The organism is Mycobacterium sp. NPDC003323 (assembly GCF_053589535.1).
In genome coordinates this window covers 192,407-219,406 of the sequence record NZ_JBSFSB010000008.1, presented here as the reverse complement: position 1 = coordinate 219,406, position 27,000 = coordinate 192,407, and the positions used below count along the sequence as shown (strand labels likewise).

General features: G+C 67.9%; 29 protein-coding genes and 1 tRNA gene. 17 read left to right on the top strand and 13 right to left on the bottom strand.

Annotation, left to right across the window (positions count from 1 at the left end; genetic code table 11):
• Nucleotides 1–127: 127 nt before the first annotated feature.
• Genes ACWDUN_RS19585 through ACWDUN_RS19575 form a run of 3 tightly spaced genes read right to left on the bottom strand, consistent with a single transcriptional unit; the run spans nt 128 to nt 2,703 of the window.
• Nucleotides 128–754, bottom strand: coding sequence for a hypothetical protein (locus tag ACWDUN_RS19585; RefSeq protein ID WP_449931556.1), 627 nt, complete (start codon nt 752–754; stop codon nt 128–130).
• A gap of 18 nt (nt 755–772) precedes the next feature.
• Entirely contained in the window at nt 773–1,417 is a 645-nt protein-coding gene (locus tag ACWDUN_RS19580) for a PaaI family thioesterase (RefSeq protein WP_449931554.1), read from the bottom strand.
• Nucleotides 1,414–2,703, bottom strand: coding sequence for an adenylosuccinate synthase (locus tag ACWDUN_RS19575; protein WP_449931552.1), 1,290 nt, complete (start codon nt 2,701–2,703; stop codon nt 1,414–1,416). Before ACWDUN_RS19575 ends, ACWDUN_RS19580 begins: the two co-directional genes overlap by 4 nt.
• A 125-nt stretch (nt 2,704–2,828) precedes the next feature.
• On the opposite strand from ACWDUN_RS19575, the gene ACWDUN_RS19570 reads away from it, so the two are divergent.
• Genes ACWDUN_RS19570 through ACWDUN_RS19560 form a run of 3 tightly spaced genes read left to right on the top strand, consistent with a single transcriptional unit; the run spans nt 2,829 to nt 5,091 of the window.
• On the top strand, nt 2,829–3,365 hold the full coding sequence (locus tag ACWDUN_RS19570) for a hypothetical protein (protein WP_449931579.1): 537 nt from the start codon (nt 2,829–2,831) through the stop codon (nt 3,363–3,365).
• A gap of 13 nt (nt 3,366–3,378) precedes the next feature.
• Nucleotides 3,379–4,158 (top strand): site-2 protease family protein, encoded by a 780-nt coding sequence (locus ACWDUN_RS19565; RefSeq protein ID WP_449931550.1) that lies wholly within the window; start codon nt 3,379–3,381, stop codon nt 4,156–4,158.
• A gap of 42 nt (nt 4,159–4,200) precedes the next feature.
• A complete protein-coding gene (locus ACWDUN_RS19560) occupies nt 4,201–5,091 on the top strand; it encodes a cation diffusion facilitator family transporter (protein WP_449931548.1) in 891 nt (296 codons plus the stop codon).
• Here the strand turns inward: ACWDUN_RS19560 and ACWDUN_RS19555 are convergent.
• Nucleotides 5,088–5,504, bottom strand: a complete 417-nt coding sequence (locus ACWDUN_RS19555; RefSeq protein ID WP_449931546.1) for a DUF3151 domain-containing protein — start codon at nt 5,502–5,504, stop codon at nt 5,088–5,090. The two genes, ACWDUN_RS19560 and ACWDUN_RS19555, sit on opposite strands and share 4 nt — an antisense overlap.
• Before the next feature lie 80 nt (nt 5,505–5,584).
• Here ACWDUN_RS19555 and ACWDUN_RS19550 point away from each other — a divergent pair, with 80 nt between their 5' ends.
• Together ACWDUN_RS19550 and ACWDUN_RS19545 are read left to right on the top strand one after the other, a co-directional pair.
• Complete coding sequence (locus ACWDUN_RS19550; protein ID WP_449931544.1) at nt 5,585–6,274, top strand: Rv0361 family membrane protein; 690 nt, start codon at nt 5,585–5,587, stop codon at nt 6,272–6,274.
• A 110-nt stretch (nt 6,275–6,384) separates the two neighbouring features.
• Complete coding sequence (locus tag ACWDUN_RS19545) at nt 6,385–7,851, top strand: PPE domain-containing protein (protein ID WP_449931542.1); 1,467 nt, start codon at nt 6,385–6,387, stop codon at nt 7,849–7,851.
• On the opposite strand, the gene fbaA is transcribed toward ACWDUN_RS19545, so the two are convergent.
• A complete protein-coding gene (gene fbaA, locus ACWDUN_RS19540; protein WP_449931540.1) occupies nt 7,848–8,885 on the bottom strand; it encodes a class II fructose-bisphosphate aldolase in 1,038 nt (345 codons plus the stop codon). The two genes, ACWDUN_RS19545 and fbaA, sit on opposite strands and share 4 nt — an antisense overlap.
• 100 nt (nt 8,886–8,985) lie before the next feature.
• Between fbaA and ACWDUN_RS19535 the strand changes: the two genes are divergently transcribed.
• Nucleotides 8,986–9,471, top strand: coding sequence for a lipoprotein LpqH (locus ACWDUN_RS19535; protein WP_449931538.1), 486 nt, complete (start codon nt 8,986–8,988; stop codon nt 9,469–9,471).
• Nucleotides 9,472–9,496: 25 nt separating this feature from the next.
• On the top strand, nt 9,497–10,192 hold the full coding sequence (locus tag ACWDUN_RS19530; protein ID WP_449931536.1) for a DedA family protein: 696 nt from the start codon (nt 9,497–9,499) through the stop codon (nt 10,190–10,192).
• Here ACWDUN_RS19530 and nhaA read toward each other — a convergent pair.
• The 6 genes from nhaA to ttfA are packed head-to-tail and all read right to left on the bottom strand — an operon-like array spanning nt 10,189 to nt 16,214.
• Complete coding sequence (gene nhaA, locus ACWDUN_RS19525) at nt 10,189–11,976, bottom strand: Na+/H+ antiporter NhaA (protein WP_449931534.1); 1,788 nt, start codon at nt 11,974–11,976, stop codon at nt 10,189–10,191. The two genes, ACWDUN_RS19530 and nhaA, sit on opposite strands and share 4 nt — an antisense overlap.
• Nucleotides 11,973–13,079 (bottom strand): glycoside hydrolase family 76 protein, encoded by a 1,107-nt coding sequence (locus ACWDUN_RS19520; RefSeq protein ID WP_449931532.1) that lies wholly within the window; start codon nt 13,077–13,079, stop codon nt 11,973–11,975. The genes nhaA and ACWDUN_RS19520 overlap by 4 nt, the downstream gene beginning before the upstream one ends.
• 15 nt (nt 13,080–13,094) lie before the next feature.
• A complete protein-coding gene (locus tag ACWDUN_RS19515; protein WP_449931530.1) occupies nt 13,095–13,739 on the bottom strand; it encodes a TrmH family RNA methyltransferase in 645 nt (214 codons plus the stop codon).
• The gene (locus tag ACWDUN_RS19510; RefSeq protein WP_449931528.1) at nt 13,732–14,631 is read right to left on the bottom strand and encodes a hypothetical protein; all 900 of its coding nucleotides are present in this window, start codon (nt 14,629–14,631) and stop codon (nt 13,732–13,734) included. Before ACWDUN_RS19510 ends, ACWDUN_RS19515 begins: the two co-directional genes overlap by 8 nt.
• The gene (locus ACWDUN_RS19505) at nt 14,631–15,398 is read right to left on the bottom strand and encodes an SDR family NAD(P)-dependent oxidoreductase (RefSeq protein ID WP_449931526.1); all 768 of its coding nucleotides are present in this window, start codon (nt 15,396–15,398) and stop codon (nt 14,631–14,633) included. Before ACWDUN_RS19505 ends, ACWDUN_RS19510 begins: the two co-directional genes overlap by 1 nt.
• Nucleotides 15,399–16,214 carry a trehalose monomycolate transport factor TtfA gene (gene ttfA, locus ACWDUN_RS19500; protein WP_449931524.1) on the bottom strand — a complete coding sequence of 272 codons (816 nt, stop codon included), beginning with the start codon at nt 16,212–16,214 and terminating at the stop codon, nt 15,399–15,401.
• Between the two features lie 80 nt (nt 16,215–16,294).
• On the opposite strand from ttfA, the gene ACWDUN_RS19495 reads away from it, so the two are divergent.
• A complete protein-coding gene (locus ACWDUN_RS19495; protein WP_449931522.1) occupies nt 16,295–17,956 on the top strand; it encodes a CocE/NonD family hydrolase in 1,662 nt (553 codons plus the stop codon).
• A 1-nt stretch (nt 17,957) separates the two neighbouring features.
• Here the strand turns inward: ACWDUN_RS19495 and ACWDUN_RS19490 are convergent, their stop codons facing one another.
• Nucleotides 17,958–20,234 (bottom strand): ATP-dependent Clp protease ATP-binding subunit, encoded by a 2,277-nt coding sequence (locus ACWDUN_RS19490; protein WP_449931577.1) that lies wholly within the window; start codon nt 20,232–20,234, stop codon nt 17,958–17,960.
• Between the two features lie 51 nt (nt 20,235–20,285).
• Between ACWDUN_RS19490 and ACWDUN_RS19485 the strand changes: the two genes are divergently transcribed.
• Nucleotides 20,286–20,359 (top strand) — tRNA-Arg (locus tag ACWDUN_RS19485).
• Between the two features lie 260 nt (nt 20,360–20,619).
• On the opposite strand, the gene ACWDUN_RS19480 is transcribed toward ACWDUN_RS19485, so the two are convergent.
• Nucleotides 20,620–21,396 (bottom strand): DUF2510 domain-containing protein, encoded by a 777-nt coding sequence (locus ACWDUN_RS19480; protein ID WP_449931575.1) that lies wholly within the window; start codon nt 21,394–21,396, stop codon nt 20,620–20,622.
• A 119-nt stretch (nt 21,397–21,515) separates the two neighbouring features.
• On the opposite strand from ACWDUN_RS19480, the gene ACWDUN_RS19475 reads away from it, so the two are divergent.
• From ACWDUN_RS19475 to ACWDUN_RS19440, 8 genes are all read left to right on the top strand, one after another.
• Nucleotides 21,516–22,283, top strand: a complete 768-nt coding sequence (locus ACWDUN_RS19475) for an EspA/EspE family type VII secretion system effector (protein WP_449931520.1) — start codon at nt 21,516–21,518, stop codon at nt 22,281–22,283.
• Between the two features lie 9 nt (nt 22,284–22,292).
• Nucleotides 22,293–22,634 (top strand): type VII secretion target, encoded by a 342-nt coding sequence (locus ACWDUN_RS19470; protein ID WP_449931518.1) that lies wholly within the window; start codon nt 22,293–22,295, stop codon nt 22,632–22,634.
• Nucleotides 22,631–23,101 carry a DUF2694 family protein gene (locus ACWDUN_RS19465; RefSeq protein WP_449931516.1) on the top strand — a complete coding sequence of 157 codons (471 nt, stop codon included), beginning with the start codon at nt 22,631–22,633 and terminating at the stop codon, nt 23,099–23,101. The genes ACWDUN_RS19470 and ACWDUN_RS19465 overlap by 4 nt, the downstream gene beginning before the upstream one ends.
• A gap of 67 nt (nt 23,102–23,168) precedes the next feature.
• Complete coding sequence (locus ACWDUN_RS19460; protein WP_449931514.1) at nt 23,169–23,804, top strand: hypothetical protein; 636 nt, start codon at nt 23,169–23,171, stop codon at nt 23,802–23,804.
• Entirely contained in the window at nt 23,801–24,190 is a 390-nt protein-coding gene (locus ACWDUN_RS19455) for an Rv0361 family membrane protein (protein ID WP_449931512.1), read from the top strand. The genes ACWDUN_RS19460 and ACWDUN_RS19455 overlap by 4 nt, the downstream gene beginning before the upstream one ends.
• Before the next feature lie 25 nt (nt 24,191–24,215).
• The gene (locus tag ACWDUN_RS19450) at nt 24,216–24,884 is read left to right on the top strand and encodes a GAP family protein (RefSeq protein WP_449931510.1); all 669 of its coding nucleotides are present in this window, start codon (nt 24,216–24,218) and stop codon (nt 24,882–24,884) included.
• Nucleotides 24,885–24,908: 24 nt separating this feature from the next.
• The gene (locus ACWDUN_RS19445; RefSeq protein ID WP_449931508.1) at nt 24,909–26,075 is read left to right on the top strand and encodes an FAD-binding oxidoreductase; all 1,167 of its coding nucleotides are present in this window, start codon (nt 24,909–24,911) and stop codon (nt 26,073–26,075) included.
• Between the two features lie 12 nt (nt 26,076–26,087).
• A complete protein-coding gene (locus tag ACWDUN_RS19440; protein ID WP_449931506.1) occupies nt 26,088–26,969 on the top strand; it encodes an aldose 1-epimerase in 882 nt (293 codons plus the stop codon).
• Nucleotides 26,970–27,000 lie beyond the last annotated feature (31 nt).

Here is a 27,000-nt window from a genome sequence, read left to right as displayed (position 1 = left end):
ACCACGACACCCGCGAACCCACCCTGCCCACCCGACAGCGGACCCGACAACAGGACCGCGAATACCGCATCAACGCCGAACGCGTCCGCAACGCACTGGAGATAGCCCTCGACGGCGACCCGCCTTTCTAAGAGTGCAGGTCGATCACTCCGGCCCGGACCAGTAGCAGCATGCTGACCACCAGCACCCAGATCGGGAAGGCCAGCGTCAGCCACATGCTGAGGTCACTGGCGATCAGAAGCCCCACCGCCGCAACGTAAGTCACGATCACCAGCCAACGCGGCATGAGCTTGGTCTTGAGCCAGATGGTTGCCAGCGACATCATGAACACCGCAGCCACCCGGAGGGCATACGTCTTGGACACCGTCAACAGCACCATCTGACCGAACACCGCGACGTCCGGATCCACCGCTGCGCCACTGCGTTCCAGCCCGGCACCGATCCCGGCCGCCAGGAACATCATGGCCAGGAACAACAATCCGCTGCCGATGAACACCGTCGAGAAGAACTTGTCCTCATACCGGCCCAGCCCATCGCGGACGACACCCATGAACCACAGGAAGGCGATCCCGGCGAAGGGCATCAGCTTCGCGGCAACGCCCAACTGCGTGCTGCCCTCCGCCAACCACTGCGCACCCGACTCCGCACCCTCGGGCAAGGCCAGCCGGATCAGCACCAGTGCCGTCCCGAACAACAGCGCGAACAACACGCCGGCCACCGCGGCGGCGCGGGGCGTGGTGAGTCGATTGGTCACGCAGACATGGTCACACGACTACGGCTGTCCCGGCAGCAGTCTGATCATCAGACCGTTGCTCTCGGCCAGCACATTGTCATCCTCGTCGAGCAGCTCGGCATTCACAAAAGCCTTCCGCCCCTCGGCTTCCCGCAACCACCCGCGCACTCTGAGCGGCGTGTCGATGGGCGTGACGCGACGGTAGTCGACATGCAGGAACGCCGTCCGGCTGATGGGTCGCCCGGTCGCGTGGATCACCATGCCGAACACCGAGTCGAACAGCAGCGGCAGCACACCACCGTGCACGGCCTGGTTTCCGCCGACGTGATACCGGCTGAACTGCACCGTCAGCTCCACGCCGTCGGACTCGAACTTGGTCACATGCCACGGCGGCATCAGCAGGCTTCCGGCGCCGGGCAGACTCACCACCCGGTTCGCGGGTCCGACACCCTCACCGGCCTCATGCGGCTCCAGCAGCGCCACCAGTCGCTCGGTCAGATCCGCCGCGGCAACCCAGGTTTCGGAGTCCGGATCGGCCGATACCGCCAGGTCCTGGGCGCGGCGCATCGCGGTCAGAAAGCGTTCGAAACCCGGGCCGGGATCGGCAGCCTCGAACACGGGGAACCCACCGTGCCGGTCGTACTCGGGGTCGGCGCGGCGCGGATCCAGTCCGAAGTCCGTCACGCCAAGATATCCCGGCGCACGATGGTCTGATCCCGCCCCGGGCCCACGCCGATGCACGAAACCTGGGCTCCGGCAAGCTCTTCCAGCCGAAGCACATAGTCACGGGCGTTGGCGGGCAGCTCCTCGAAGGTACGGCACGAGCTGATGTCCTCCCACCAGCCGGGCAGTTCCTCGTAGACCGGCTCGGCCCGGGCGATATCGGCCTGCGTCATCGGCATCTCGTCGGTGCGCTTGCCGTTCACGGTGTAGCCGACGCACACCGGCACCGTCTCCAGGCTGGACAGCACGTCGAGCTTGGTCAGGAAGTAGTCGGTGATGCCGTTGACGCGGGTGGCATAGCGGGCGATCACGGCGTCGAACCAGCCGCAGCGCCGCGCACGCCCGGTGGTCACGCCGACCTCGCCGCCGGTCTTGGCCAGATACGCCCCGTGCTCGTCGAACAGCTCGGTGGGGAATGGGCCCGAGCCGACCCGGGTGGTGTACGCCTTCAGGATGCCCAGCACCGTGGTGATGCGGGTGGGCCCGATACCCGAGCCCACCGACGCACCGCCGGCGGTCGGGTTGGACGACGTCACGAACGGATAGGTCCCGTGGTCCACGTCGAGCAGGGTGCCCTGCGAGCCCTCCAGCAGGACGGTCTGACCGTCCTCGAGGGCCTGGTTGAGCAGCAGCCGGGCATCGGCGATGCGGTGCTTGAAGCCCTCGGCCTGGGTCAGCAGGTTCTCCACGACCTCGGCCGGCTCAAGTGCCTTGCGGTTGTAGATCTTGACCAGCACCTGGTTCTTGAAGTCCAGCGCGGCCTCGATCTTGGCGGCCAGCAGCTCCTCGTCGAGCACGTCGGCGACCCGGATGCCGATGCGCGCGATCTTGTCCTGATAGCAGGGACCGATACCGCGGCCGGTGGTGCCGATCTTCTTGCTGCCCATGTACCGCTCGGTCACCTTGTCGATGGCGACGTGATACGGCATGAGCAGGTGCGCGTCGGCCGAGATGAGCAGCCCCGAGGTGTCGACCCCGCGCTCCTCCAGCCCGGAAAGCTCCTTGAGCAGGACGCCCGGATCCACCACCACACCGTTGCCGATGACGTTGGTGACACCCGGGGTGAGGATGCCCGAGGGGATGAGGTGCAGTGCGAAGTTCTCCCCGGTCGGCAACACCACGGTGTGACCCGCGTTGTTACCGCCCTGGTAGCGAACTACCCATTGCACACGTCCACCGAGTAGATCGGTGGCCTTACCTTTGCCCTCATCGCCCCACTGGGCGCCGATGAGCACGATTGCCGGCATGGCATTGTCTCCTGAGTCTCCTGCTCAAATGTGATGCAGCCGGTGATCCACCCTATCCGAGCGACGCGTGAGGAGTTGCGTTGGCCACACATGACGTGGGCGTTTTGCTGTTCGGTGGGCGACGGATGCCCCGCGCGCTGCGTGGACTGCCCACCATTTCGCTCGACCAGAGCGCCGATTGCCGGCGCCTCGTCGTGGTCGGCGCGGACCAGGATCTGGCCTCGGTGCTCAAGCAGCTGCTGCGCGCAGACCGCCTGGATGTCGAGGTCGCGTACGTGCGCCGATCCTGGCAGGCGCGCAGGGCGCTGACCGGCGTAGCGACCCGGATTCCGCTGATCAGGGACGAGACCGGGTCGGTGATCGTCGGAGCGGCGGTGTGGATCGGCGCGGACGCACCGCTGACCGGGGAGGCCGTGGTCGACGACACCGTGCTGTTCGACGGCGAGGTGACCGCGGTCCGCGTCGAGCCGATCGCCGACCAGCCGGGTGTGCGCGCCGCCGTGCTGTCACCGCGAATGCGGCCGGGTCGGTGGGTCACCGGGCGGGCGGCACAATTGGGCACGCCCGGCGCGTTCGTGGTGCGCGACGGCGAACGGAGCACCAAAACCGTCAGACGGTCGACGTTCTACCGGCACACGCAGGGCTGGTTATCGGTGCGGTAGGTAGCGTCGGGACGTGAACATCAGGCCGTTGCGCCAATCGGTGCGCCCCAGCCCCATCTTCCTGGCGATTGTCGCGCTGACCGCGGCCGGCGGCGTCGGCGCCTGGTTCTGTGCGGATCGGGTCGAACCGCTGTCCTACGCGGCAGTGTTCGTCCTGGTGATCGCAGGCTGGCTGGTCTCGCTGTGCCTGCACGAGTTCGGACACGCCTACACCGCCTGGCGCTTCGGCGACCACAACGTGGAGGTTCGCGGTTACCTGACGCTGAACCCGCTGAAGTACGCCAACCCGTTGCTCTCGCTGGGCCTGCCCATGCTGTTCATCGCCATCGGCGGTATCGGGTTGCCCGGCGGCGCGGTGTACCTGCACACCTCGTGGATGACCGCCCGCCAGCGCACCCAGGTCAGCCTGGCCGGACCGTCGGCGAACCTGGTGCTGGCCGTGCTGCTGCTCGGCGCGACGGCGTTGTTCTACGACCCGGAACGCGCGGTGTTCTGGGCGGGCCTGGCGTTCCTGGGGTTCCTTCAGGTGACCGCCTTGCTGTTGAACCTGCTGCCGATCCCCGGCCTGGACGGCTACAACGCGCTGGAACCGCACCTCAAGCCCGAGACCCAACGCGCGCTGGAGCCCGCCAAGGGCTGGGGCTTCCTGATCCTGCTGATCGTGCTGCTGGTTCCGCAGCTCAACGCGCTGTTCTTCGGTGCGGTGTTCTGGTTCGTGGAACTGTCGGGCGTCTCGGATCAGCTGGTGTCCGTCGGCGGCGGGTTGACCAGGTTCTGGTCCGCCTGGCTGTAACGCTCTTGCGACATATGCGTACTTCCGCATATATTCGGCCCTATGGGTGCCGGACATGACCACAGCCACGGACGCGGTGACACGCGCGTCGGCCGGATGATCATCGGCGCGTCGATCCTGGCCACGTTCTTCGTGGTCGAACTCGTCACCGCGCTGAGCATCAACTCGATCGCCCTGCTCGCCGATGCCGGGCACATGCTCACCGACCTGGTCGCCATGTTCATGGGCCTGACCGCGGTGCTGCTGGCCCGGCGCGGCTCCACCTCGCCCGCACGCACCTACGGTTGGCACCGCGCGGAGGTGTTCACCGCCGTCGCCAACGCCGCACTACTGCTCGGCGTCGCCGGCTTCATCCTGTACGAGGCGTTCGAACGTTTCGGCGATGCTCCGGAGGTGCCGGGCGTCCCGCTGATCGTGGTCGCCCTGGCCGGTCTGCTGGCCAATGCCATCGTCGTCGTGCTGCTGCGCTCGGATTCCGAGCACAGCCTGGCAGTCAAGGGCGCTTACATGGAGGTCGTGGCCGACACCGTCGGCAGCATCGGCGTCCTGATTGCCGGCATCGTCACCGTCACCACAGGCTGGCCGTACGCCGACGTCGTCGTCGCCGTCCTGGTCGCGCTGTGGGTGCTGCCGCGCGCCTTCGCCCTGGCCCGCGCCGCGCTGCGGATCCTGAGCGAGTCCTCACCGCGGCATATCGACGTCGACGAGCTGCGCACGGCGCTGGAGAAGGTCGACGGCGTCACCGGCGTGCACGACCTGCACGTGTGGACGCTGGTGCCCGGTAAGGACATGGCCACCGCGCACCTGACCAGCAGCTCGGACACCGCCCGGGTGCTGGTCGCCGCGCAGGCGGTGCTGGCCGCCCGCGGCCTGGAACATGCCACCGTCCAGGTGGAACCCGCCGAGGGCGATTGCGGGGCGAAAGGCTGTTAGGCCAGGCCGAGCGCCGCCCGCGCGCCGGGATCGCAATCGTCCAGCAGATCCAGGCACCGGGCGTACTCCGGGGTCTCCCCGATGATCTGCGCGGCCCGGGCCAGCGCCGCCACGCAGCGCAGGAAGCCGCGGTTGGGTTCGTGCGAATACGGCACCGGCCCGAATCCCTTCCAGCCGTTGCGCCGCAACTGGTCCAGCCCGCGGTGGTAGCCGGTGCGGGCATAGGCGTAGGCGGTGACGGGCTGATCCTCGGCCAGCGACGCCTCGGCCAGCGCCGCCCAGGCCACCGATGCGCTCGGATGTTCGGCCGCGACGTTGGCGGGTTGCTCACCGGCGGCGAGATCCGCCTCCGCCTCGGTGTCACCCGGCAGCAATACCGGATCTGGCCCCAGAAGGTCGCCCATACGCGTCATGGGCCTATTGTGCCGTGCGGGGATATGCCGCCAGTGATTAGGCTTGCGGCAAGCGTTCGCGAGGGAGGACTGCAGTAGGGATGTCGAACCCAACAGAACCCGAGGACGGCAAGCAGCTCGGCACGGACGCACCCGAGGGCGAGGACTCGTCCGAGCGCCGCTTCACCGCGCCGTCCGGTTTCGACGGTTCCACCCAGATCATCCAGTCGGTGCCCGAACCCCCGACCGAGATCTTCGCCGCGGGCGAGCCCACCGAGATGATCGACACCTCCAAAGCCGCCGCCCCGCAGGTGATCCCACCGCGGGATGACGCGCCCAAGCCGCCGTCCCGGCGACGCAGCTGGGGATGGGTCATCGCGGTGGTCCTGGTGATCGCGGCCCTGGCGGCGGTGGCCATCCTGGGCACCGTACTGCTGACCCGCGGCAGCGCCGGCGCGGCATCCCAGGAGGATCAGGTCCGCTCCACCATCGAGAGCTTCGACGTCGCCATCCAGAACGGTGACCTGGCCGCGCTGCGTGGCATGACCTGCGGCGCCACCCGCGAGAGCTATGTGCGTTACGACGACAACGCCTGGGCCGAGACGCACCGCCGGGTGGCGGCCGCCAAGCAGTACCCGGTGGTGGCCAGCATCGACGAGGTGGTGGTTGTCGACGACCACGCCGAAGCCAACGTCACCTCGTTCATGGCCTATGCGCCGCAGACCCGCTCGACCCGCAGTTTCGATCTGCACTTCCGCGATGACCAGTGGAAGATCTGCCAGAACGGCTGACCGGCCGGAAAAGTTCGGCGACCCGCACGCACGATTACGGTCATTGCGTTTGCAATGTGTAGGGAAGTCACACTGATTCTGCTTGTGTAAGAGTGGGTTTCGTGTTGTGGATGGCGCTGCCCCCAGAAGTTCATTCGGCGTTGTTGAGCAGCGGCCCCGGTTCCGGTCCGCTGCTCGCCGCCGCGGCGGCATGGCATTCGCTCAGCGTCGAATACGCGGCCGCGGCCGCCGAACTGTCCCAGACGCTGGGCACCGTGCAGGCGGGGTCCTGGCAGGGACCCAGTGCCGAGCAGTACGTCGCCGCGCACACGCCGTATCTGGCGTGGCTGGCCCAGGCAGGTGCCAACAGTGCCGCCACCGCCGCGCGGCACGAGACCGCCGCGGCCGCGCACGCCGCCGCCCTGGCGACCATGCCGACTCTGCCCGAGATCGCGCTCAACCACACCACCCGCGCCGCACTGTTGGCGACCAACTTCTTCGGGATCAACACCATCCCGATCGCGGTCAACGAGGCCGACTACGCCCGGATGTGGGTGCAGGCCGCCACCACCATGAGCACCTATCAGGCCGTGGCCGGCGCCGCGGTCGCCACCACGCCGACCAGCGCCCCGCCCCCGCCGATCGTCATCCCGGGTGTCGGTGAGGCCGCCACCTTCATGCAGCTGGCGGCCGCGCCGCAGGCCGCCGACGCCTCGGCCGCGTTGAACTCCTCCGATGCGCTGGCCGATGCCCTGAGCGGATACTTCGATTCGATCCCGGGCGGGGATCTGCTGCTGGACTTCCTGCAGGATCCGCTGGGCAACTCGATCCAGCTGGTCCGCGACTTCCTGACCAACCCGGCGGCCGCGCTGCAGACCTGGGGTCCGTTCCTGGCGGCGGTCGCCTACCAGGCGATCTCCTGGGTCGGCGCGCTGACCACCTACCCACAGCTGTTCCTGCTGCCGTTCTATGCGGCCGGCGCCGTCCTGGGCATCGTCATCGGGGTGATCGTCTACCAGCTCACCGAACTGATGAAGCTGATGGACCTGCCGCCGCTGGTGCTCAGCGACCCGGCCCCGCAGCCGCAGGCCGACCAGCAGCAGCCCACCCCGGCCGCAATCCCGGCCGGCGGCGCTCCGGCGACGACGGCGGCGGGTGCTCCGGCCGGGTCGGCGTCGGCCGCCGCACCCGCGTCCCCGGCCACGGCGGCCGCGGCTCCGCTGGTGCCCTATGCGGTGGCCGGGCGCGATCCCGGAGAAGGATTCACCCCGACCCTGCGCGACAAGACCGCAGCCCAGGCGCCCGCGTCGGGCATCCCGGCCGCCGCCGCGGGGGTCGCCGCGACATCGGCCGCGCAGCGACGGCGTCGACGCAAGAAGGCCGCCGTGATCGAGGACCGCTCCTATGCCGACGCCTACGCCGACTACGAGCCCGAAGAGGAGCCGCAGGAACCCGCGCAGCCCCGGCCGTGGATCGGCACCTCACAGCGCAGCGGTATCGACGCAAAAGGGCTGACCACCGTGCACACCGATCAATTCGGCGGCTCGGCGGTCAGCCCGATGCTGCCGGGCGATTGGGACCCGGACGAGAAGAACTAGCCGGCTGACACGCTGCGGCCTGCACTGTGCAGGTCGTTGCACGCCTCGATGACGCGTTCGGTCATCCCGGCCTCGGCCTTCTTCAGGTAGCTGCGCGGGTCGTAGACCTTCTTGTTGCCGACCTCGCCGTCGATCTTCAGCACGCCGTCGTAGTTGGCGAACATGTGACCGGCGACCGGCCGGCTGAAGGCGTACTGGGTGTCGGTGTCGACGTTCATCTTCACCACGCCGTAGCGCAGCGAGTCCTCGATCTCGGACTTCAGCGAGCCCGAACCACCGTGGAAGACGAAGTCGAACGGCTTGGCGTCACCGGACAGGCCCAGCTTCGCCGCGGCCACCTTCTGGCCCTCGGCCAGCACCTCGGGACGCAGCTTGACGTTGCCCGGCTTGTACACGCCGTGCACGTTGCCGAAGGTGGCGGCCAGCAGGTACTTGCCGTGCTCACCGGTGCCCAGCGCGTCGATGGTCTTCTCGAAGTCCTCGGACGTGGTGTAGAGCTTGTCGTTGATGGCGTTCTCGACGCCGTCCTCTTCACCGCCGACGACGCCGATCTCGATCTCCAGGATGATCTTGGCCTCGGCCGACAGCTTCAGCAGTTCCTTGGCGATTTCCAGGTTCTCGTCGATCGGGACCGCCGAGCCGTCCCACATGTGCGACTGGAAGAGCGGATTCTGCCCGTTCTTGACCCGCTCGGCAGAGATGGCCAGCAGCGGGCGCACGAAGCCGTCCAGCTTGTCCTTGGGGCAGTGGTCGGTGTGCAGCGCAACGGTGATGTCGTACTTGGCGGCGACCACATGGGCGAACTCGGCCAGCGCCGTGGCACCGGTGACCATGTCCTTCACACCCAGGCCGGAACCGAATTCGGCACCGCCGGTGGAGAACTGGATGATGCCGTCGCTGCCGGCATCCGCGAAACCCTTGATCGCAGCGTTGATGGTCTCCGAGGAGGTGCAGTTGATCGCCGGGAAGGCGAACGAGTGCTCCTTGGCACGGCCGAGCATCTCGGCGTAGACCTCGGGCGTGGCGATGGGCATGGACTTCCTCCTGGCTCGCGTGCGCTTTCCCAGGCAGTATGTCAAGAACCGAATGTGTCCGGCAGGGCGGATACCGCCTAGACCGATTAGCGTTTGGGAAATGCGCGCCCCGGCGGTCCTGATCCTGGTCGCGGCGTTGGCCACCGGTTGCGCCGCAGCGCCGGCACCGACCCAGATCCCCGTCCCGGCCCCGGCCTCACCGGAACCGCCGATGCCGACCGATTCGGTACCGCGCGGGCGCGCCCAGGTCATCGTCAACGGCGATCTCGGCCCGACCGGGCCGGTGGCCTGCGACACCGAGGACGGACTGACCACCATCAGCGTCGGTGACGCCCTGCTGGGGGTGACCCTGATCGTGACCGATGACGACATGCCTGCGGTGCGGTCGGTGAGCATCGGTGACGTCGGCGGGGTCGCGCTGGCCTATTCGTCCGACGTCAGCGCCGCCGGAGCGGCCGCACGCACGCCGACCGCGCTGCGCAACGGGCCCACGCTGATCGTCACGGGGTCCGGCAGCGGCACCGACTCGTCGAATCCGGCGCGCATCGTCGACTCCGGCTACCGGATCGCCGTGGCCTGTCCGTGAGCGACAGCCGGTATCTTCAAACCTCATGACGGTCACCCACCTGGCACTCATGCCGGATTTCATGGATCCGATCAACCTGCTCAGTTACTTCGGTACCTGGGCGCTGATCGGCCTGCTCGTGGTCGTCTTCGTCGAATCCGGGGTGCTGTTCCCGATCCTGCCCGGTGACTCGCTGCTGTTCGTGGCGGGCATGCTGGCCGCCGGTATCGCCGCGGAGTCGGCCGAGGGCAATGTCGCCACGGTGAACTTCCAGCTGTGGCAGCTGCTGCTGTTCATCCCGATCGCTGCGGTGCTCGGCGCCCAGGTGGGCTACTGGATCGGCCGCAATGTCGGTACGGCCATGTTCAAGCCCAACGCGCGGTTCCTGAAGCAGAAGTACCTCGACGAAGCGCACGTGTTCTTCGAGCAGCGCGGCCCGTTCGCCATCGTCATCGCCCGGTTCGTGCCGATCGTGCGCACCCTGGCGCCCATCACCGCCGGCGCGGCCAAGATGAACTACGCGGTGTTCACGCTGTACAACGCCGTCGGCGCCATCGTCTGGGGCTGCGGTCTGACGCTGCTGGGTTACTGGCTGGGCCGTTTCGAGATCATCCAGAAACTGCTCGAGCCGATCGTCATCGGCATCGTCGTCCTCTCGGTGCTGCCGATCGCCATCGAGTGGTACAAGCGCCGCAAGGCCGTCAAGGATGCCGGCGAGGGTCCGCTGGCCGAGCAGGGTTAGGCCTCCAGCGCCCGGATCAGGCTGGCCGAGTCGTACGGGCCGGTGTGCCGCACGCCGTTGACGAAGAACGTCGGCGTGCCGCCCAGGTCCATCAGCTCGGCGTCCTCCATATCGTCGGTCACCCGGTGCATCACCTTGGCCGATTGCAGGTCCTCGTCGAACTTGCGGATATCGCAGCCGACGCCGTCGGCGTAGCGGTAGATGTGCTGCCACTCCAGGTGGTCCTGCATCTCGAACATCCGCGCGCCCATCTCGAAGAACCGGCCCTGCAGCGCGGCCGCCTCGGCCGCGCGGGCGGCGTCCACCGAATGCGGGTGCACCCGCTCCAACGGCAGGTGCCGCCACACATAGCGCAGCCGGTCCCCGAAATGCGCCCGCACCTCGTCGATGGACCCCGTCGCGCGGCTGCAGAACGGGCATTCGAAGTCGGCGTACTCGACCAGCGTGAGTTCGGCGTTGGGGTTGCCGGCGATGTGGTCGCGCTCGGGGTCGACCTCGCGCAGCAGGGTGGCACCGACCGCGACCGGCGGGCTGATCCGGTCGGTCACCGCGAACAGCACCCAGCCGAAGACGAACGCCACCACCGAGGCCACCAGCACACCGACGCGGGCCAGATCCTGGCTGACCGGATCGGTGATCGCGATGTCGACGATGAACAGCGAGATGGTGAACCCGATCCCAGACAGCGCGGCCCCGCCGGCGACCCGGCGCAGCGTGAGCCCCGGCGCGAGCGCGCCGATCCCGGTGGCCCGCACGATCGCCGTGGCGGCGGTGATGCCGACGAACTTGCCGACCACCAGACCGGCGATGATCCCCCAGGTCAGCGGGGAGCCGACGGCCATCTCGATGGTGTCCATGTCGAATTGCACGCCCGCATTCGCCAGCGCGAACACCGGCAGGATCAGATAGGACACGTACGGGGTGAAGGCGGTCTGCAGCCGCTCGTTGATCGAGATCGAGTCACGCAGCCGGCGCGACGCCTCGCGCGCGTATTCGGAGTTCGGTGACTGCCGGAAGGCGCCGATCATCTCGACGGCTTCCTCCACCCGGTCCCGTTCGGGGGTGAACACCGGAATCAGCAGCGCTACCGCGACACCGGCCAGGGTGGGGTGCACACCGCCCTGCAGCAACGCCAGCCACAGCCCGACGCCGAGCACGAAATAGGCGGGCCCGCGGGCGGCGGGCAGCAGCCGGACCGCCGCCAGCGCGGCGATCAGCACCACGGACAGCACCAGCGGCCAGATCTGCACCTGCTCGGAGTAGAACAGCGCGATCGCCAGCAGCGCTCCGACATCGTCGACGACGGCCAGCGTCAGCAGGAAGGTCCGCAGCCGCGACGGATGCTTGGGTCCGATGATGGCCAGCGCGCCGACCAGGAACGCGGTGTCGGTGGAGATCACCACACCCCAGGCGCGGGCGTCGTCGCCGCTCGGATTGAACAGGAAGAACACCAGCGCCGGGACGATCAGCCCGGCCAGCGCGGCCAGCACCGGTACCGCCGCGCGCGAGCGGTCGGTCAGTTCGCCGATGACGAACTGGCTCTTGACCTCCAGGCCGACCAGGAAGAAGAAGAACGTCATCAACGCGTCGTTGACCAGATGTTTGACGGTCATCTCGGCGTGCAGGCTGCCCAAGGTCAGCCCGACGTGGGTGTCCCAGAACTCCGAATAGCTATGCGCCCAGGGCGAATTGGACCACAGGATGGCGATCAGGGTGAACAGCAGCAGCAGGCCGGCAGCGGTGTTCTCGCCGCTGCGCGCGGCGGTCGGTTTGCGACGGATCACTCGTCACCGGCATCCAGGGTGTGGGCGACCTCCATCAGCATCCAGCCCGACAGTTGCACCGACAGATCCCGTTCCGGCGTCTGCGAGGCGTTGACCGCACCGTCGACGGATTGTGCGTCCCTGGTCGCCGCCTGCGGTACCTCGGCGTTGCGGTCCCAGAACGGCCCGAACAGCGGCAGCCCGTCGACGGTCTGGCGGTAATCCCAGGCCGACTGTGCCGAGGCCAGCACGATCCGGCGTGCGGTGGCCCGGGCCTGCTCGTCCTCGGGTGTGGACCCGGGCAGATCGGTGGCCACCAGCGCCAGATAGCGGGCCGTGATGGCGTTGAACAGTCCCCCGTCGCCGCCGCCGGCGCCGCGGATGACGCCGTCGGAAGTCATGTGTTCGTCGACGGCGGCCACCAGTCGGTGCACGCGTTGGGCGTGTTCGGGATCCTCGGTGCGGCGGGCCAGTTCGACCTCGAGGCCGAGTACGACGCCCTGGCAGTAGGTGTACTGGGCACGCACCATAGAGCCGGCCTTGATGCCGTCGAAGACCAGCTTGGTCTCCGGGTCGATGAGGGTGTCGTCGATCCAGTCGGCCATCTGCTGAGCGCGCCGCAGCCGGTCGTGGCGGGCCAGGAAGATGCCTGCCGGGCCGTTGGCGGGGGCGTTGAAGAACTGATCTTGTTTGCGCCAAGGGATTCCGCCGCCGTCCTCGGGCACCCAGGCGTTGAGGAACTGTTCGGCGAAGGTGTGCAGCGCCTTGGGGCGGCCGATGCCGACGAGCCGAGCGGATCGCTCCAGGGCCAGTGCCAGCCAGGCCATGTCGTCGTAGTAGTCGTTGGTCCAGCGACCCATGTTGCGCAGCCGGTGCGACCGGATCTGCCGCGTGATCCTGGTGCGCCGCTGCGGCTGCGGGTCACGCAGCTGGGCGTCGACGAGGCAGTCCAGCAGATGTGCCTGCCACCAGTAGTGCCAGGTGCCGAACAAGGCTTGTTTGCGTGCGGCCGGCCAGGCCGTCACGCCGAGCTGGGTGCCGGGCAATCCCCACAACCGTCTGAGATGCCGCTTGGTGATGGCGGCCTCAGAACTGGCTGCGCGATTCGCCCATACCTCAACCATGGGCTTGATTTTGCCCTACCAGGCCTGCGCCATGTCGGCATGCGTGCGGACCCAGGCGTGCATGGCGATGCCGGCCGCCACCCCGGCGTTGATGCTGCGCGTCGAACCGAATTGGGCGATGGAGACGGTGAACGCCGCTCCGGCACTGGCCTCGGGCGTGATGCCGGGGCCCTCCTGCCCGAACACCAGCAGGCATTCGCGCGGCAGCACCGCCGTTTCCAGCGGCCGCGAGCCGGGCACGTTGTCGACGGCCACGACCGTGAGCCCGGTTTCGGCGGCGAAGGCCAGCAGTTCGGCGGTGCTGTCGTGATGGCGCAACCGCTGATAGCGGTCGGTGACCATGGCGCCGCGCCGGTTCCAGCGGCGCCGCCCGACGATGTGCACGGTGTCGACGGCGAAGGCATTGGCGGTGCGCACCACGGTGCCGATGTTGGCGTCGCTGCCGAAGTTCTCGATCGCGATGTGGAGCGCGTGTCTGCGTTGATCGATATCGGCGATGATCGCCTCGCGGGTCCAATACCGGTAGGCGTCGACGACATTGCGGGTGTCACCGTCGCGCAGCAGGTCGGGGTCGTAACGCGGATCCGGCGGCGGATCACCCTGCCAGGGGCCGACTCCCGGCGATTCGCCCCATTCGGTGGGACCCGGTTTCTCAGTCATCGGGGGTGGTCCACAGCGCGGCGTGCGTACCGACGACCGAGACCGTCGGATAGAGCAGCGCGGCGTTGATCTCACCCTGGGTGCACATCGAGGCCCGGATGGCGACTGCGTCGCGGCTCTCGTCGGGCAGCACCAGCAGCGATGACCCGTACAGCGAGCAGGCATGCGACAGACCCTTGCCGGGCAGCGTCGGCCCGGTCAGCAGCATCAGCGGTCCGCCGCGCTTCTCGGAGTCCTCGCGGTAGCGCTGGGCCAGACCGTCGATCGACAGCCCCAGCAGCATGTAGCCGTTGCCGGTGAAGGCGTTCGGGTCGCCGATCGCCTCGGGGCGCAACTGCGATCCGTCGGCGGCGAAACCGTCGACACTGGTGGAGCGGATCACCAGACCGGTGTCGACGTCTGGGGTCGGGGACAACCCGACCGGGAACGCCGCCGCATAGGCCACCGTGGTCTGCGGCATCCGGTCCTGCGGCGAGTACAGATAGATCCCGCGCACCTGGCTCTGGTCGCGCAGCGGCCCCAGACACACTGTGCCGCTGAGCCTTTCGGGGTCGACGCCGGTGACCGGTTGCAGGTCCAGGTCGGTGACCGAGTCGCAGCCGCCGATGGCGTTGGCCTCCAGCGGATGGGCCAGCGCGCCGTAGAGCCCGAAGCGCAGGCTGTCGGCGGGCACATGCTCGGCATTCTCGTCGGCGACCGCCGCGTCGACGTCGACGAGCACCTGATTGCCCTCGAAGCGCAGATTTGCCACCGAGACGTTCCAGCCCAGCAGTGACTGCGCCTCGCCGAGTCGGGCCTGTTGCGCACCGTAGGGACCCTTGTGGTCGTCATCGCCCGAGCAGCCGGCCAGCAGCAGGGCCGACGCCGCGAGCACCGCCAACGCCCTACGCATCAGGTTCTCTCACGGCCGCGGCCCACTCGTTTGGTCAAGCCGCGCAACAGGGTTCGCGGCAACAGCCGGCTGCCGGTGGTCAGCGCCTTGTACTGCAGGCCGGGGACAATCACGACGGTGCCCTTCGCGACCTCGGTCAGGGTGTCGCTGACGACATCGTCGACCTCGAGCCAGAACCAGGACGGGGTGCCGGCCATGTCGATGCCGGCGCGCTCGTGGAACTCCGTGCGCACGAATCCGGGGCACAGGGCGTGCACGCCGACGCCGGTGCCTCCCAGACCGTTGGCCAGTCCCTCGGAGAAGGCGATCACCCAGGCCTTGGAGGCCGAGTAGGTGGAGCCGCGGCCCGGCATCAGCCCGGCAACGCTGGCCACGTTGATGACGGTGCCGGTGCCGGCCGCCAGCATCGCCGGCAACGCGGCGTGGGTCAGCGCCATGACGGCGGTGACGTTGACGTCGAGCTGGGACTGCAGCAGCGCGTAGTCGGCGGTCCAGAACTCCCCGGAGGTGCCGAAGCCGGCGTTGTTGACCAAAACCTGCACGCCGTCGCGCAGGCGGTCGCAGACGGCGTCGCGGCCGGCCTGCTCGGCGAGATCGGCGCAGATCACCTCCACCGAGACACCGTGGTGATCGCCGAGTTCGGCGGCCAGCGTGTTCAGCCGGACCGCGTCGCGGGCCACCAGGATCAGGTCGTGACCGTCGGCGGCGTAGCGACGGGCGAATCCCGCACCGAGACCGGAGGTCGGACCGGTGATCAGTACCTGCATCTACCGCTGGTAGTGCGGCGCCTGGCGGGGCTGGTGCACCGGCGGGCGCTGCTGGGTGTAGCGGCCCACGTCGCCACGCCCGGGCGGCAGGTCGCCGCGACCGGCGGGCAGCTCGGCGGGACGCGGGATCAACGGGCGGCTCGGGGAACCGCTGCGGCGGGCCAGCGCGGGCTGGCCGGCGCGGGCACCGCTGTGCCCGGGTTGCTGCACCGGCGGCAGCACCCGCAGCAGGTCATTGAATTGGCGGACGGTGCGCAGACCCTCATCCCATTGGGCGCGGGTGCTGGTGATCGGCATGGCCACCAACGTCCAGTTCTGCTCGTTCCACATGATCTCGGCGCAGTCCGGCGCGGTGTGGGCGAACGTCACCATGCGGCGGTCGCAGGCGCGGCGCGCGGCGTCGAGGTTGGTGGAGTACACCATGCGGGGGCCGATCGCGCCGAGCAGCCAGATATCGCTCTCGCGGGGCTCCTTGATGTCCTTGAGTCGCAGGTCGACGACCACATTGGTGCCGACCTTGCGGTGCAGGGCGATCACGGTGGCCACATCGTCGAGATCGAAGATGAACACGGCCTCGCCGCGGATCTGACCGAGCACCACGTTGCGGGCATGCGCGCTGTCACCGACGGTGGACATCACGCCGCGCTTCCAGCGGCTCAGGATGTCGCCAGATTCGTGTTCGTAGTCGAATCCGTGCGACTTCGCCCACGACTTACGCCGCCGGCCGAGACCCCGCCGACGGTCGATATCCACGTACAACAGCACCGCCGCACCCACGAAGCAGAGTGCGGACAGCGTGAACCAGAGAGGAACCATTGCCCTCAGCGTACTTGCTGGGAGCCGTTTGGCCAGAACTCGAAGTGGTCACAATCTCTCACCAGTGAATACTGTGCGCCGTGACCAGTCCGGTGCCCGAGACCCCCAGCGCTGACCGACCATGGCGACGGCCGGGCGCCGCCCGGTATGCCATCGAACGGTTGCGCGGCATCCGGCGGCCGCCGGTGCGGGTCTTCGAGGCGGCGGCGGGATCCGTTCAGGTCACCACGGATGCGGCCATCACGCTGCGCGACGGCAAGGTGCTGCGGGCCAATGTGTACCGCCCGCCGGGTGACGGACCGGTCCCGGTGCTGGTCTGCGCGCACCCGTACGGCAAGGACAACCTGCCGCGGCGCAAGCGCCGCGGCTACGCCTTTTCGCTGCAGTACCGGATGCTGCGCCAGACCGGGCCTGTCCGATTCTCGACGCTGACCAGCTGGGAAGCACCCGATCCGGCGTGGTGGACGGCCCAGGGTTACGCGGTGGTCAACGCCGACCTGCGCGGCTCGGGCAGCTCCGACGGGGTCGGGGACCTCCTGTCGGTCGCGGAGGGCCGCGATGTGTACGACATCGTCGAGTGGGCGGGCACCCAACCGTGGAGCACCGGCCGAGTGGGCATGCTCGGGGTCTCCTACCTGGCCATCTCGCAGTGGGAAGGCGCGGCGCAGCGCCCGCCGCACCTGTGCGCGATCGTGCCGTGGGAGGGCATGACCGACCCGTATCGGGACCTGCTGCGGCCCGGCGGCATCCGTGAGCAGGGTTTCGTCCGGCTGTGGTCACGCGGGCTGAAGGCCAATCGGCTCACCTTTTCGGTGGCGGCCCGCAACGGTGCGCATCCGCTGCGGGACGATTTCTGGCGTTCGGTCACGCCCGACCTGCGCCGCATCGACGTGCCCGCGCTGATCTGCGCGAGCTTCTCCGACAACAATCTGCACACCCGCGGCAGCTTCCGGGGCTTCGCCGGGATCGGTTCGGTCGAGCGGCACCTCTACACCCATCGCAGCGGCAAATGGGCGACGTTCTACAGCGATGATGCGCGCCGTGCGCAGCGGGAGTTCCTGGACCGGCACCTGCGCGGAACCGGCGCCGCGGCGCTGCCGCCGGTGCGACTGGAGGTGCGCGAGAGCCGCGATGTGGTCGCCGAGGTGCGCGAGGAATCGGCGTGGCCGCTGACGTCGACGCGGTGGACGGAGTTGCCGTTCCCCGGTGCGGGATCTTTCGCCTTCGACATGCGCACCGGCGGCATGCGCACGGGATGGACGTTCACCGAGGACACCGAGATCACCGGTCCGATGACGCTGCGGGCGTTCATCTCGGTGGACGGCGCCGATGACGTCGACCTCTATGTCGGGGTCGAAAAGTGGCGCGGCACCGAGTATGTGCCCTTCGAGGGGTCATACGGGTTCGGCCGCGATCGGGTCAGCACCGGATGGCTGCGGGCGTCCCTGCGCGCGCTGGATCCCGACGCTTCAACACCTTTCGCGCCGGTGCAGTTATTCGAGCAGCGAGAACCGTTACGCCCCGGCCAGATTGCGCAGGTGGACATTCCGCTCGGTCCGTCGTCCACCATGTTCCGGGCCGGCGACCGACTACGCCTGGTCGTCGCGGGCCGCTGGCTGTGGCCGCGCAACCCCCTGACAGGACAGTTCCCCGCGGCCTACGAGAGTGGGCCGCGGGGAACATGCACGCTGCACTGGGGTCCGGATCACCCAGCGCGACTGCTGGTTCCGGTCATCGAGTAGATCAGCCCAGCACCAGGCCGTCGCCTTCGGCGTTGACGTTGACCGGCACGACGTCGCCGTCGTGCACCTCACCGGCGAGCAGCATCTTGGCCAGCTGGTCGCCGATGGCCTGCTGCACCAGCCGGCGCAGCGGGCGGGCGCCGTAGAGCGGGTCGAAACCGCGCTCGGCCAGCCACTGCTTGGCAGGCAGCGACACCTCCAGCGTCAGCCGGCGCTGCGCCAGCCGCTTCTGCAGCTGGGCCAGCTGGATGTCGACGATGGACACCAGCTCCGCCGGGTTCAGCGCGTCGAACATCAGCACATCGTCGAGACGGTTGATGAACTCCGGCTTGAACGCCGAGCGCACCGCCGCCATCACCTGCTCCTCGGTGCCGCCGGCGCCCAGGTTGGACGTCAGGATGAGGATGGTGTTGCGGAAGTCGACCGTGCGGCCCTGACCGTCGGTCAGCCGGCCCTCGTCGAGCACCTGCAGCAACACGTCGAATACGTCCGGGTGGGCCTTTTCGATCTCGTCGAACAGCACCACCGTGTACGGACGGCGACGCACCGCCTCGGTCAGCTGACCGCCGGCGTCGTAACCGATGTACCCCGGAGGGGCGCCGACCAGGCGCGCGACGGAGTGCTTCTCCCCGTACTCGCTCATGTCGATGCGGACCATGGCGCGCTCGTCGTCGAAGAGGAACTCGGCCAGCGCCTTGGCCAGCTCGGTCTTACCGACACCGGTCGGGCCGAGGAACATGAACGAGCCCGTCGGCCGGTTCGGGTCGGCGACGCCGGCCCGGGCCCGGCGGACCGCGTCACTGACGGCCTGCACCGCGGAGCGTTGTCCGATGACGCGCTTGCCCAGCTCCTCCTCCATGCGCAGCAGCTTGGCGGTCTCGCCTTCGAGCATGCGTCCGGCGGGGATGCCGGTCCAGGCCTCCACCACCTCGGCGATGTCGTCGGGTCCGACCTCCTCCTTGAGCATCACGTTCTCGCGGGCCTCGGCGACCGGCAGCGCGGCGTCGAGCTTCTTCTCCACTTCGGGGATGCGGCCGTAGCGCAGCTCGGAGGCCTTGGCCAGGTCGCCGTCGCGCTCGGCCCGGTCGGCCTCGCCACGCAGGGTCTCCAGCTGTTCCTTGAGCTCGCGCACCACGTCGATGGCGCCCTTCTCGTTCTGCCACCGGGTGGTCAGCTCGGAAAGGTGTTCCTTCTTGTCGGCCAGTTCGGCGCGCAGCTTGTCCAGCCGGTCCTTGGAGGCGTCGTCCTCCTCCTTGGCCAGCGCCATCTCCTCGATCTCCAGGCGGCGGACCAGCCGCTCGACCTCGTCGATCTCGACGGGACGCGAATCGATCTCCATCCGCAGCCGGGAGCCGGCCTCGTCGACCAGGTCGATGGCCTTGTCCGGCAGGAACCGGCTGGTGATGTAGCGGTCACTGAGGGTGGCTGCGGCGACCAGTGCGGAGTCGGTGATACGCACACCGTGGTGCACCTCGTAGCGGTCCTTGAGGCCGCGCAGGATGCCGACGGTGTCCTCGACGGAGGGTTCGCCGACCAGCACCTGCTGGAAGCGACGCTCCAGGGCGGCGTCCTTCTCGATGTATTTGCGGTACTCGTCGAGCGTGGTGGCACCGACCAGCCGCAGTTCGCCGCGGGCCAGCATCGGCTTGATCATGTTGCCGGCGTCCATCGCCGATTCGCCGGTGGCCCCGGCGCCGACGATGGTGTGCAGCTCGTCGATGAACGTGATGACCTGACCGGCGGAGTTCTTGATGTCGTCGAGGACGGCCTTGAGGCGTTCCTCGAATTCACCGCGGTACTTGGCGCCGGCCACCATCGATCCGAGGTCGAGGGAGACAACGGTCTTGTCCCGCAACGACTCCGGGACGTCCCCGGCCACGATGCGCTGGGCCAGGCCCTCGACGATGGCGGTCTTGCCGACGCCGGGTTCGCCGATGAGCACCGGGTTGTTCTTGGTGCGGCGGCTCAGCACCTGCACCACGCGACGGATCTCGTTGTCGCGGCCGATCACCGGGTCGAGCTTGCCCTCGCGAGCCCGCGCGGTCAGGTCGGTGGAGTACTTCTCCAACGCCTGATAGGTGCCCTCGGGGTCGGGGCTGGTCACCCGCGCACTGCCGCGGACCTTGACGAAGGCCTCGCGCAGCGCCTGCGGGGACGCGCCGGCCCCGGTGAACACTTTGGCGATCTCACCGTCCCCGGTGGCCAGGCCGACCAGCAGGTGCTCGGTGGAGACGTACTCGTCGTCCATCTCGGTGGCGAGATGCTGGGCGGTGGTGATCGCCGCGATTGCGTCGGGGCTGAGCTGGGGTTGCGAGCTGGAGCCCGACGCGCTGGGGAGCCGGGCGATGAGGCGTTCGGCCTCGGTCCGGATGGTCGCGGGTTCGACTCCGACCGCCTCCAGCAGGGGTGCAGCGATGCCGTCGTTCTGGGTGAGCAACGCCATCAACAGATGAGCGGGAGTGATCTGCGGGTTGCCTGCGGACGTCGCCGCCTGCAGGGCCGAGGTCAGTGCCGCCTGGGTCTTCGTGGTCGGATTGAACGAGTCCACGACACCTACCTTTCTAGGTTGTGCAGCTGGGTGAAAATGCTTGTCGTGTGGTTCAACGCAGTCAAGGTTGAGTCTGTTCCGCTCAACTCTATCTTTTTTTGACGACGCCTACCGACTACTGCTCCCAGGTGGGGCGGGAAGCGAGCCTGGCGGCACGATCGAGAAGGCCATCGCGATACTCAAGACGGTCGAGCAGGTACTGCATGAAGAGCACCGCGAGCAACAGGCTGGGCATGGGAGCCCTAGTCACCCGCAGGCAGTCGAGCCGATATACCAGTCGCCGCGCAGGCGTATCGATACCCCACTCCACCGGCGAAATCGTCGCAATCGTGTCGCCTTCAGCATCGAATACGCCCCGCGCCGTTTTATCGGCGTTGTCGGCGGGGTTGACGAACAGACTCGCAAGCCCGTGCAGGCCGTCTTCACTCTCCAATCGGAGATCGGTCGAGCCGGTCCGAAATCTCCTCCAGAACGAACCCGACCGAACCAACCAGCCCAACGTCCGGCCGCCGGGTTCACGCACGGTCAACTGCTGATCTTTGCGCCCACCTATCCGGCTGAAATTCAGCATGGGCACGCCCGCCGCGCTCCCCATGTCGAAGGCAAGCGGTTCGCTACCCCGGCCGATTGTGATCGGCACCGAATCTCGCGAGTAGATTCTGGCAACCGCATTGCCGCGCGAGTCTTCTAACTGACAGACCAACTGGCTATCACCGGGTCCGGACAATTCCCGAAGAAATAGGGTGGGCTGCTCCAGCGGGTACTTCGACGCCGAAGGTGGTTCGGGTGCAACCTGCGACGTCCACACGCGTCCGTCGAAGAATCGAATTTGTCCGGGTTTCCACGGATCGCAGAACCAGCCGGCCTGCCCCGGTGCCGTCGAATCGCTAATAATCGCCCCCGCTCTCTACCATCCGATCTTATTGGCAAACAGGCACATGGCCGCACCGAATTTCGCGCTCCGATGGACCCGTTCTGAATGTTAGATTCGGAATAAGGGGGGTGCGGGCGGTGGATCTGTTCGACATGTACGGCGACGTCATGAAGACGGTCGCCGAAACCATGCAGCGAATAGATCCCGTCGGACCTATCGGCGCAGCAGGCGAGATCGTCTCCGGATTGTTCAGCACTGCCGAGTTGATCAGTGAGAACGGTATCGACGCGATGTGGAATCGCGCAGCCGACCTCGGCGAGGTTGCCTCCGTTGCGCAAGGAATGCTGCCGCTGGCGAAGCAGACTCTGATCATCCAGGGCGGCTTGAAAACGGTGCTGGGCATGCAGTTGCAATGTGGCTGGACGAACACGCCAGAAGACGGCGATGGATACAGCCAGAGCGCGCAACGCTTCAACACGGTTGCCGATGGGCTCGAATCTGCGTTTCCCGACTCGCGATGGACGGGTGAGGGTGCGGACGCCTACAAGAGTGCGAACCAAAGCCAGAAGAACCGGGCCCGTAGGATGCCCGATGCTGACCTCGACGTGTTGATGGCAATCTCATCGGAGGCGGGTGCCGTCGAGAACACCCGCAGGATTCTCAATAACGCAGCGACACTCATGGGCAACGCCATTGCACCAGCACTCGCCGCGCGCGCAATCCCACGCGTGGGAAAGGCAATGTCGCTTGAGATCGAAATGGCAGTGGTCGGTGTCTCGTTGCCCACGTGCATTTGGTACATGAATCGACTCAGCGAGCACTCTGAACACTCGGCCAGGACGATGGACAAGGCGGCCGAGGCCTACGACGCGATTGCCGCAGAATGCTATCCAACTCAAATGTGAGGATGTGCGATGACAACGCCCGGCGGCCCCTCTGACGAATTACGGGTGACTCCGAGCCATCTGCGCGATCTGGCATCCAAACACGGCGACGCCGCCACCCAAATCGCACAGGCGACCCACCTCACAGACGGCATTGATGCCGCGATCCTGCGCACGCACGGAACGGCCTGTAGCAGCGCCGCCGCGGCGGCATCACGGGTCGCCGAGGCCCGGAAGCGTGCATGCATCGCGCTGGAGACGACCTCTCAAGCACATGAAGCGAATCTCGGCACTGCTGCAGACCTCTACACAGGCACAGATGCACAGGGACGCGCCGCGATCGACGGGCAGATTCCCGGGCAACCGCGATGACCGACTACGACGAACCACTGCACGATGACTCAGACAGCGGCCTGAGCGCCTTTGATATCTACACCGACATGTTGCACTCCGAGGAAGCAACCGGCTTGAGCGCTTTCGACCACGCAGACTCGGACTCCGGCGCGGAGGAATCCGAAGTCGTCTTCTTCGCGACCAACGCGTCGGGAACAGTCACCGTATCGGCGAAGATCGATGGCTGCGTCCACAGCGTGAGTTTGTCGGCCCAATCCATGACGATGACCGAAGCGGAACTGGCGCGTGAGATACTCGCCGTCGCCGATGTCGCGGCAGCGAAAGGGCGTGCGGGACAGTACGAGCTCATCTCGGGCATGCTTCGGGTGCAAGGCCAGGACGAGCCTTCTGCACGCGAGTTGCTCGTACATGGACTCGGACTTCCGACACCGGAGGAGGCCATCGCCGCCGAAGCTGAGTTGGTATCCCGACACATGGGTCCATGAGCGATACGTATGTCGACACACCCGGTAGCGCTGCGCTGTGACCGCATGACGCGACTAACGTCGTCATATGTCTGAGTCCGAGTTCGGCGATTTCGAGTTCGAGCGGAAGTTCTACGTCCGGGAGTTACCCGCCGTCGCTGCGCTCGACCCCCGCCCCATGCTGATCGTGCAGGCCTATCTGTTCGCCGCCGACGGTTATGCGGTCCGCATCCGCGTGCAGGGGCCCGCCCCTGAGGATTTGGACTCACCGCCCGCGGCGCTGATCGAAGCCCTCGGCGACGACGCGATCGGCACCATGACGGCCAAGGGTCCGGCCGCCGGCGGCACCCGCTACGAGGCCGAACGCGATCTCGATCCGCTGGTCGCCGGGCAGATCGTCGCCCGCGCCGACCACGTCATCGCCAAGGTGCGCTACTCGGCGTGGCTGGGCGAGGACGGTTGGGTCATCGACCGGTTCCTGGGCCGCAACGCTCCCCTGCTGTTGGCCGAGGTCGAGCGCAACGCACCGGTGGTCGACCTGGCCATCCCGGCGTTCTGTGCGACAGAGGTCTCCGAGGATGACCGGTTCCGCAACGAATACCTGGCCCATCAGCCCTTCGGCGGCTGGGCCGAGGGTTACCGCGACGAGCTCGACCGCCACGGTCCGCGCTTCGTCGACACCCTCGGGCACAACGAGGTCGAAGGCATGCGGCAGCATCCATGAGGCGGGTGTTGGTGCTGGCCTGCGCGGTCATCGCCGTGACCGGATGCACCCGGGCGGTGTCGGGCACCGCTGCCGCGCCCGCCGATGCCCGGCCGTGGACGGCCGAGGAGCAGATCAGGGATCTGGTCGATGCCTTCGAATCCGCCTGGAACAACCGCGACTTCGACGGGCTACGGGAGATGCTGTGCACCGCGCTGTTGGCCCAGGATGTGTTCTCCGACAGGGAGCTCAGTGATGCCCGCGCCGACGGGACCTTCGACCTGACGATCGTCGAACTGGAGATCGACGATGCGTCGGCGGCGGCCATCATCGAGAACCACGGCGAGGACGCGGACGAGATCGCCTTCGTGTCGGAGCGCGGCGAATGGAAGTGGTGCGAATACTGACCGGTGACTTGCTACCTTCTGCTGCATGACCGCTGGTTGGGGATCACTGCTGGCCGAGCTCGCCCCGCTGGGCCTGGTGATCGCACTGTCACCGCTGACGATCATTCCCGCGGTGCTCGCCCTGGACAGTCCCCGACCACGTCCGACCGGTTTGGCCTTCCTGGCCGGTTGGGTGCTGGGGCTGGGTGTGCTGACATCGCTGTTCCTGGCCGTGTCCGGGCTGATCGGTTCGTTCGACGAGCCGCCGAGCTGGGCGTCGTGGCTGCGGGTGGTCGTCGGGTCGCTGCTGATCATCTTCGGTGGCTACAAGTTCGCCACCCGCAAGCAGTCCGAACATTCACCGGCCTGGATGGGCAAGCTCACCGGCCTGACCCCGAGCCGGGCGCTGGCCACCGCGGCGGTGCTGGTGGCGGTGAACCCCAAGGTGCTGTTCATGTGCGTGGCCGCAGGCCTGGCCATCGGTAGTGCCGGCGTCGGCATCGAACATGCCTGGCTGGCCGTGCCGTGCTTCGTCGCGGTGGCCGCATCGACGGTCGCCATCCCGGTGATCGGCTACGTGATCAGCGGAGACCGGTTGGCCCAGCCGCTGGCCCGGCTGCGCCGGTGGATGGAGCAGCAGCACGCCACGCTGGTCGCCGCGATCCTGGTGGTGATCGGCATCATGGTGCTGTACAAGGGAATTCACGGTCTGTGACGGGCTGACCTACACTCGGCGGCTGTGGGAATCGATGATCGCGACGCGCTGCAGACGCTGCGTGCCGCCGTCGACCCGCGCGCACCGCACGCCGACGCGCTGATCGGCCGCTTCTACACCCGCTGGTTCGCCATCGACACCGGCGCGCGCGACCTGTTCCCGCCCGACCTCACCCGCCAGCGGCATGCCTTCGGTCAGGCGCTGAGCTGGTTGCTGAGCGAGATGATCGCCCGGCGCGCCGACGAGCCGGTCGCCTTCCTGGCCCAGTTGGGTCGCGATCACCGCAAATACGGTGTCACCCAGGCGCATTACGACACCATGCAGCTGGCGCTGCTGGCCACCCTGAAGGATCATCTGACCTACGTCTGGGAGGGCCGGATCGCCGAGGCCACCCAGGACTTCGTGGGGTTGGTGGTCGGTGTGATGCGCGGGGCCGCCGAGGCCGAGCAGGGTCCGCCGTTCTGCGATGGCACCGTGCTCGAGCACATCCGCGCCACCCGCGACGTGTCGGTGGTGCGATTGCAACTCGACCAACCGCTGTCCTACCACCCGGGTCAGTACGTCACCGTCCAGGTTCCGCAATGGCCACGCCGGTGGCGGTATCTGAGCCCGTCGATCCCGGCCGACGGCAGTGGTGCCGTCGAGTTCCACATCCGCTCGGTGAGCGGCGGCATGGTCAGCCCGGCGATCATCGGGGAGACCGAGGTCGGTGACCGGTGGCGGCTGTCGCATCCGCACGGCGGCCTGCACGTCGACCGCGATGGTGGCGATGTACTGATGGTGGCCGGCAGTACCGGTCTGGCGCCGCTGCGGGCATTGATCATGGACCTGTGTCGCGAGGCGGTGAACCCGCGGGTGCACCTGTTCTTCGGCGGCCGATTCCCGAGCGATCTCTACGACCTGCCCACGCTGTGGCAGATCGCATCGACGAATCCCTGGTTGTCGGTGACCCCGGTGTCGGAGTACTCCACCGATCCGCCGTGGGCGGCCGACTATCCCGACCCCACACCACCCCGTGGCCTGCACGTCCGCCAGACCGGCCTGCTGCCCGAGGTGGTGACCCGCTACGGCGGCTGGGGTGACCGCCAGATCCTGATCTGCGGCGGGCCGGAGATGGTGACCGCGACCAAGGCCGCGCTGCTCGCCAAGGGGGCGCCACGGGAACGGATTCAGCACGATCCGCTGTCGTGAAAGGATTGCCTTGTGTTCGAGACCCTGCGTGATCCGTCCTCGGCGCTGACAGCCACCTTCGCACCCGGTGCCGGCATGATCGGCATTTCGCTGGCCGAAGGTGACGACGAGTTCCTGGGCCAGCGCCGCGGTCTGGACGCCTACATCGCCGACGGTAAGACGATGGGCATCCCCATCCTGTATCCGTGGGCCAATCGGTTGAGCGGCAACGAATATGGGGCCGGCTCGACGACCGTGGACCTGACCGGCGTGGCCGGGGTGCGCACCGATCCGCAGGGGTCGCCGATGCACGGTGTGCTCGCCGCCCACCGCGGCTGGCGGGTGACCGAGCGGACTTCCCATGAGCTGACCGCCGTGCTGGACTTCGACACGCCGGAGTTGCTCGCGGCCTTCCCGTTCTCGCATGTGCTCACCCAGCGGGTGATGCTGGCCGACCGGACGCTGACCATCGCGACCCTGGTGGCCCCGCCCTCGGGTATCGCCGTGCCGCTGTGTTTCGGTTATCACCCGTACTTCACGATTCCCGGGGTGCCGCGCTCGGAGTGGGTGCTGACCACCCCGGCGATGCGGCACCTGCCGGTGGATGACCGCGGCCTGCCGACCGGGGCGCACGAACCGTGGCCGGCCGGGTCCGCGCCGCTGGCCGACCGGGTGCTCGACGACGGGTTCGACGAGGTACCCGAGGGCGCGGTGTTCGCGATCACCGGCGGCCGCCACCGCATCGAGGTGCGGTTCGTCCGCGGCTATCCGGCGGCGCAATTGTTCGCGCCGGCCGCCGATGCGCTGGTGGCCATCGAGCCGATGGCCGCGCCGACCGACGCGCTGCGCCGCGGCGGTTACCGGGTGGCCGACGGTGTCCCGGTCACCTCCGAGTTCACCATCACCGTCACCTGATCCGCCCAACCGAACAAACGGGCCCGAAAAG

Coding starts and splice junctions, on each gene's coding strand:
- ACWDUN_RS19575 (WP_449931552.1), bottom strand. CDS start 2,703: ATGCCGGCAATCGTGCTCATCGGCGCCCAGTGGGGCGATGAGGGCAAA.
- ACWDUN_RS19570 (WP_449931579.1), top strand. CDS start 2,829: ATGCCCCGCGCGCTGCGTGGACTGCCCACCATTTCGCTCGACCAGAGC.
- ACWDUN_RS19560 (WP_449931548.1), top strand. CDS start 4,201: ATGGGTGCCGGACATGACCACAGCCACGGACGCGGTGACACGCGCGTC.
- ACWDUN_RS19555 (WP_449931546.1), bottom strand. CDS start 5,504: ATGACGCGTATGGGCGACCTTCTGGGGCCAGATCCGGTATTGCTGCCG.
- ACWDUN_RS19550 (WP_449931544.1), top strand. CDS start 5,585: ATGTCGAACCCAACAGAACCCGAGGACGGCAAGCAGCTCGGCACGGAC.
- ACWDUN_RS19545 (WP_449931542.1), top strand. CDS start 6,385: ATGGCGCTGCCCCCAGAAGTTCATTCGGCGTTGTTGAGCAGCGGCCCC.
- fbaA (WP_449931540.1), bottom strand. CDS start 8,885: ATGCCCATCGCCACGCCCGAGGTCTACGCCGAGATGCTCGGCCGTGCC.
- ACWDUN_RS19535 (WP_449931538.1), top strand. CDS start 8,986: ATGCGCGCCCCGGCGGTCCTGATCCTGGTCGCGGCGTTGGCCACCGGT.
- ACWDUN_RS19530 (WP_449931536.1), top strand. CDS start 9,497: ATGACGGTCACCCACCTGGCACTCATGCCGGATTTCATGGATCCGATC.
- ACWDUN_RS19520 (WP_449931532.1), bottom strand. CDS start 13,079: ATGGTTGAGGTATGGGCGAATCGCGCAGCCAGTTCTGAGGCCGCCATC.
- ACWDUN_RS19515 (WP_449931530.1), bottom strand. CDS start 13,739: ATGACTGAGAAACCGGGTCCCACCGAATGGGGCGAATCGCCGGGAGTC.
- ACWDUN_RS19510 (WP_449931528.1), bottom strand. CDS start 14,631: ATGCGTAGGGCGTTGGCGGTGCTCGCGGCGTCGGCCCTGCTGCTGGCC.
- ACWDUN_RS19505 (WP_449931526.1), bottom strand. CDS start 15,398: ATGCAGGTACTGATCACCGGTCCGACCTCCGGTCTCGGTGCGGGATTC.
- ttfA (WP_449931524.1), bottom strand. CDS start 16,214: ATGGTTCCTCTCTGGTTCACGCTGTCCGCACTCTGCTTCGTGGGTGCG.
- ACWDUN_RS19470 (WP_449931518.1), top strand. CDS start 22,293: ATGACAACGCCCGGCGGCCCCTCTGACGAATTACGGGTGACTCCGAGC.
- ACWDUN_RS19465 (WP_449931516.1), top strand. CDS start 22,631: ATGACCGACTACGACGAACCACTGCACGATGACTCAGACAGCGGCCTG.
- ACWDUN_RS19460 (WP_449931514.1), top strand. CDS start 23,169: ATGTCTGAGTCCGAGTTCGGCGATTTCGAGTTCGAGCGGAAGTTCTAC.
- ACWDUN_RS19455 (WP_449931512.1), top strand. CDS start 23,801: ATGAGGCGGGTGTTGGTGCTGGCCTGCGCGGTCATCGCCGTGACCGGA.
- ACWDUN_RS19450 (WP_449931510.1), top strand. CDS start 24,216: ATGACCGCTGGTTGGGGATCACTGCTGGCCGAGCTCGCCCCGCTGGGC.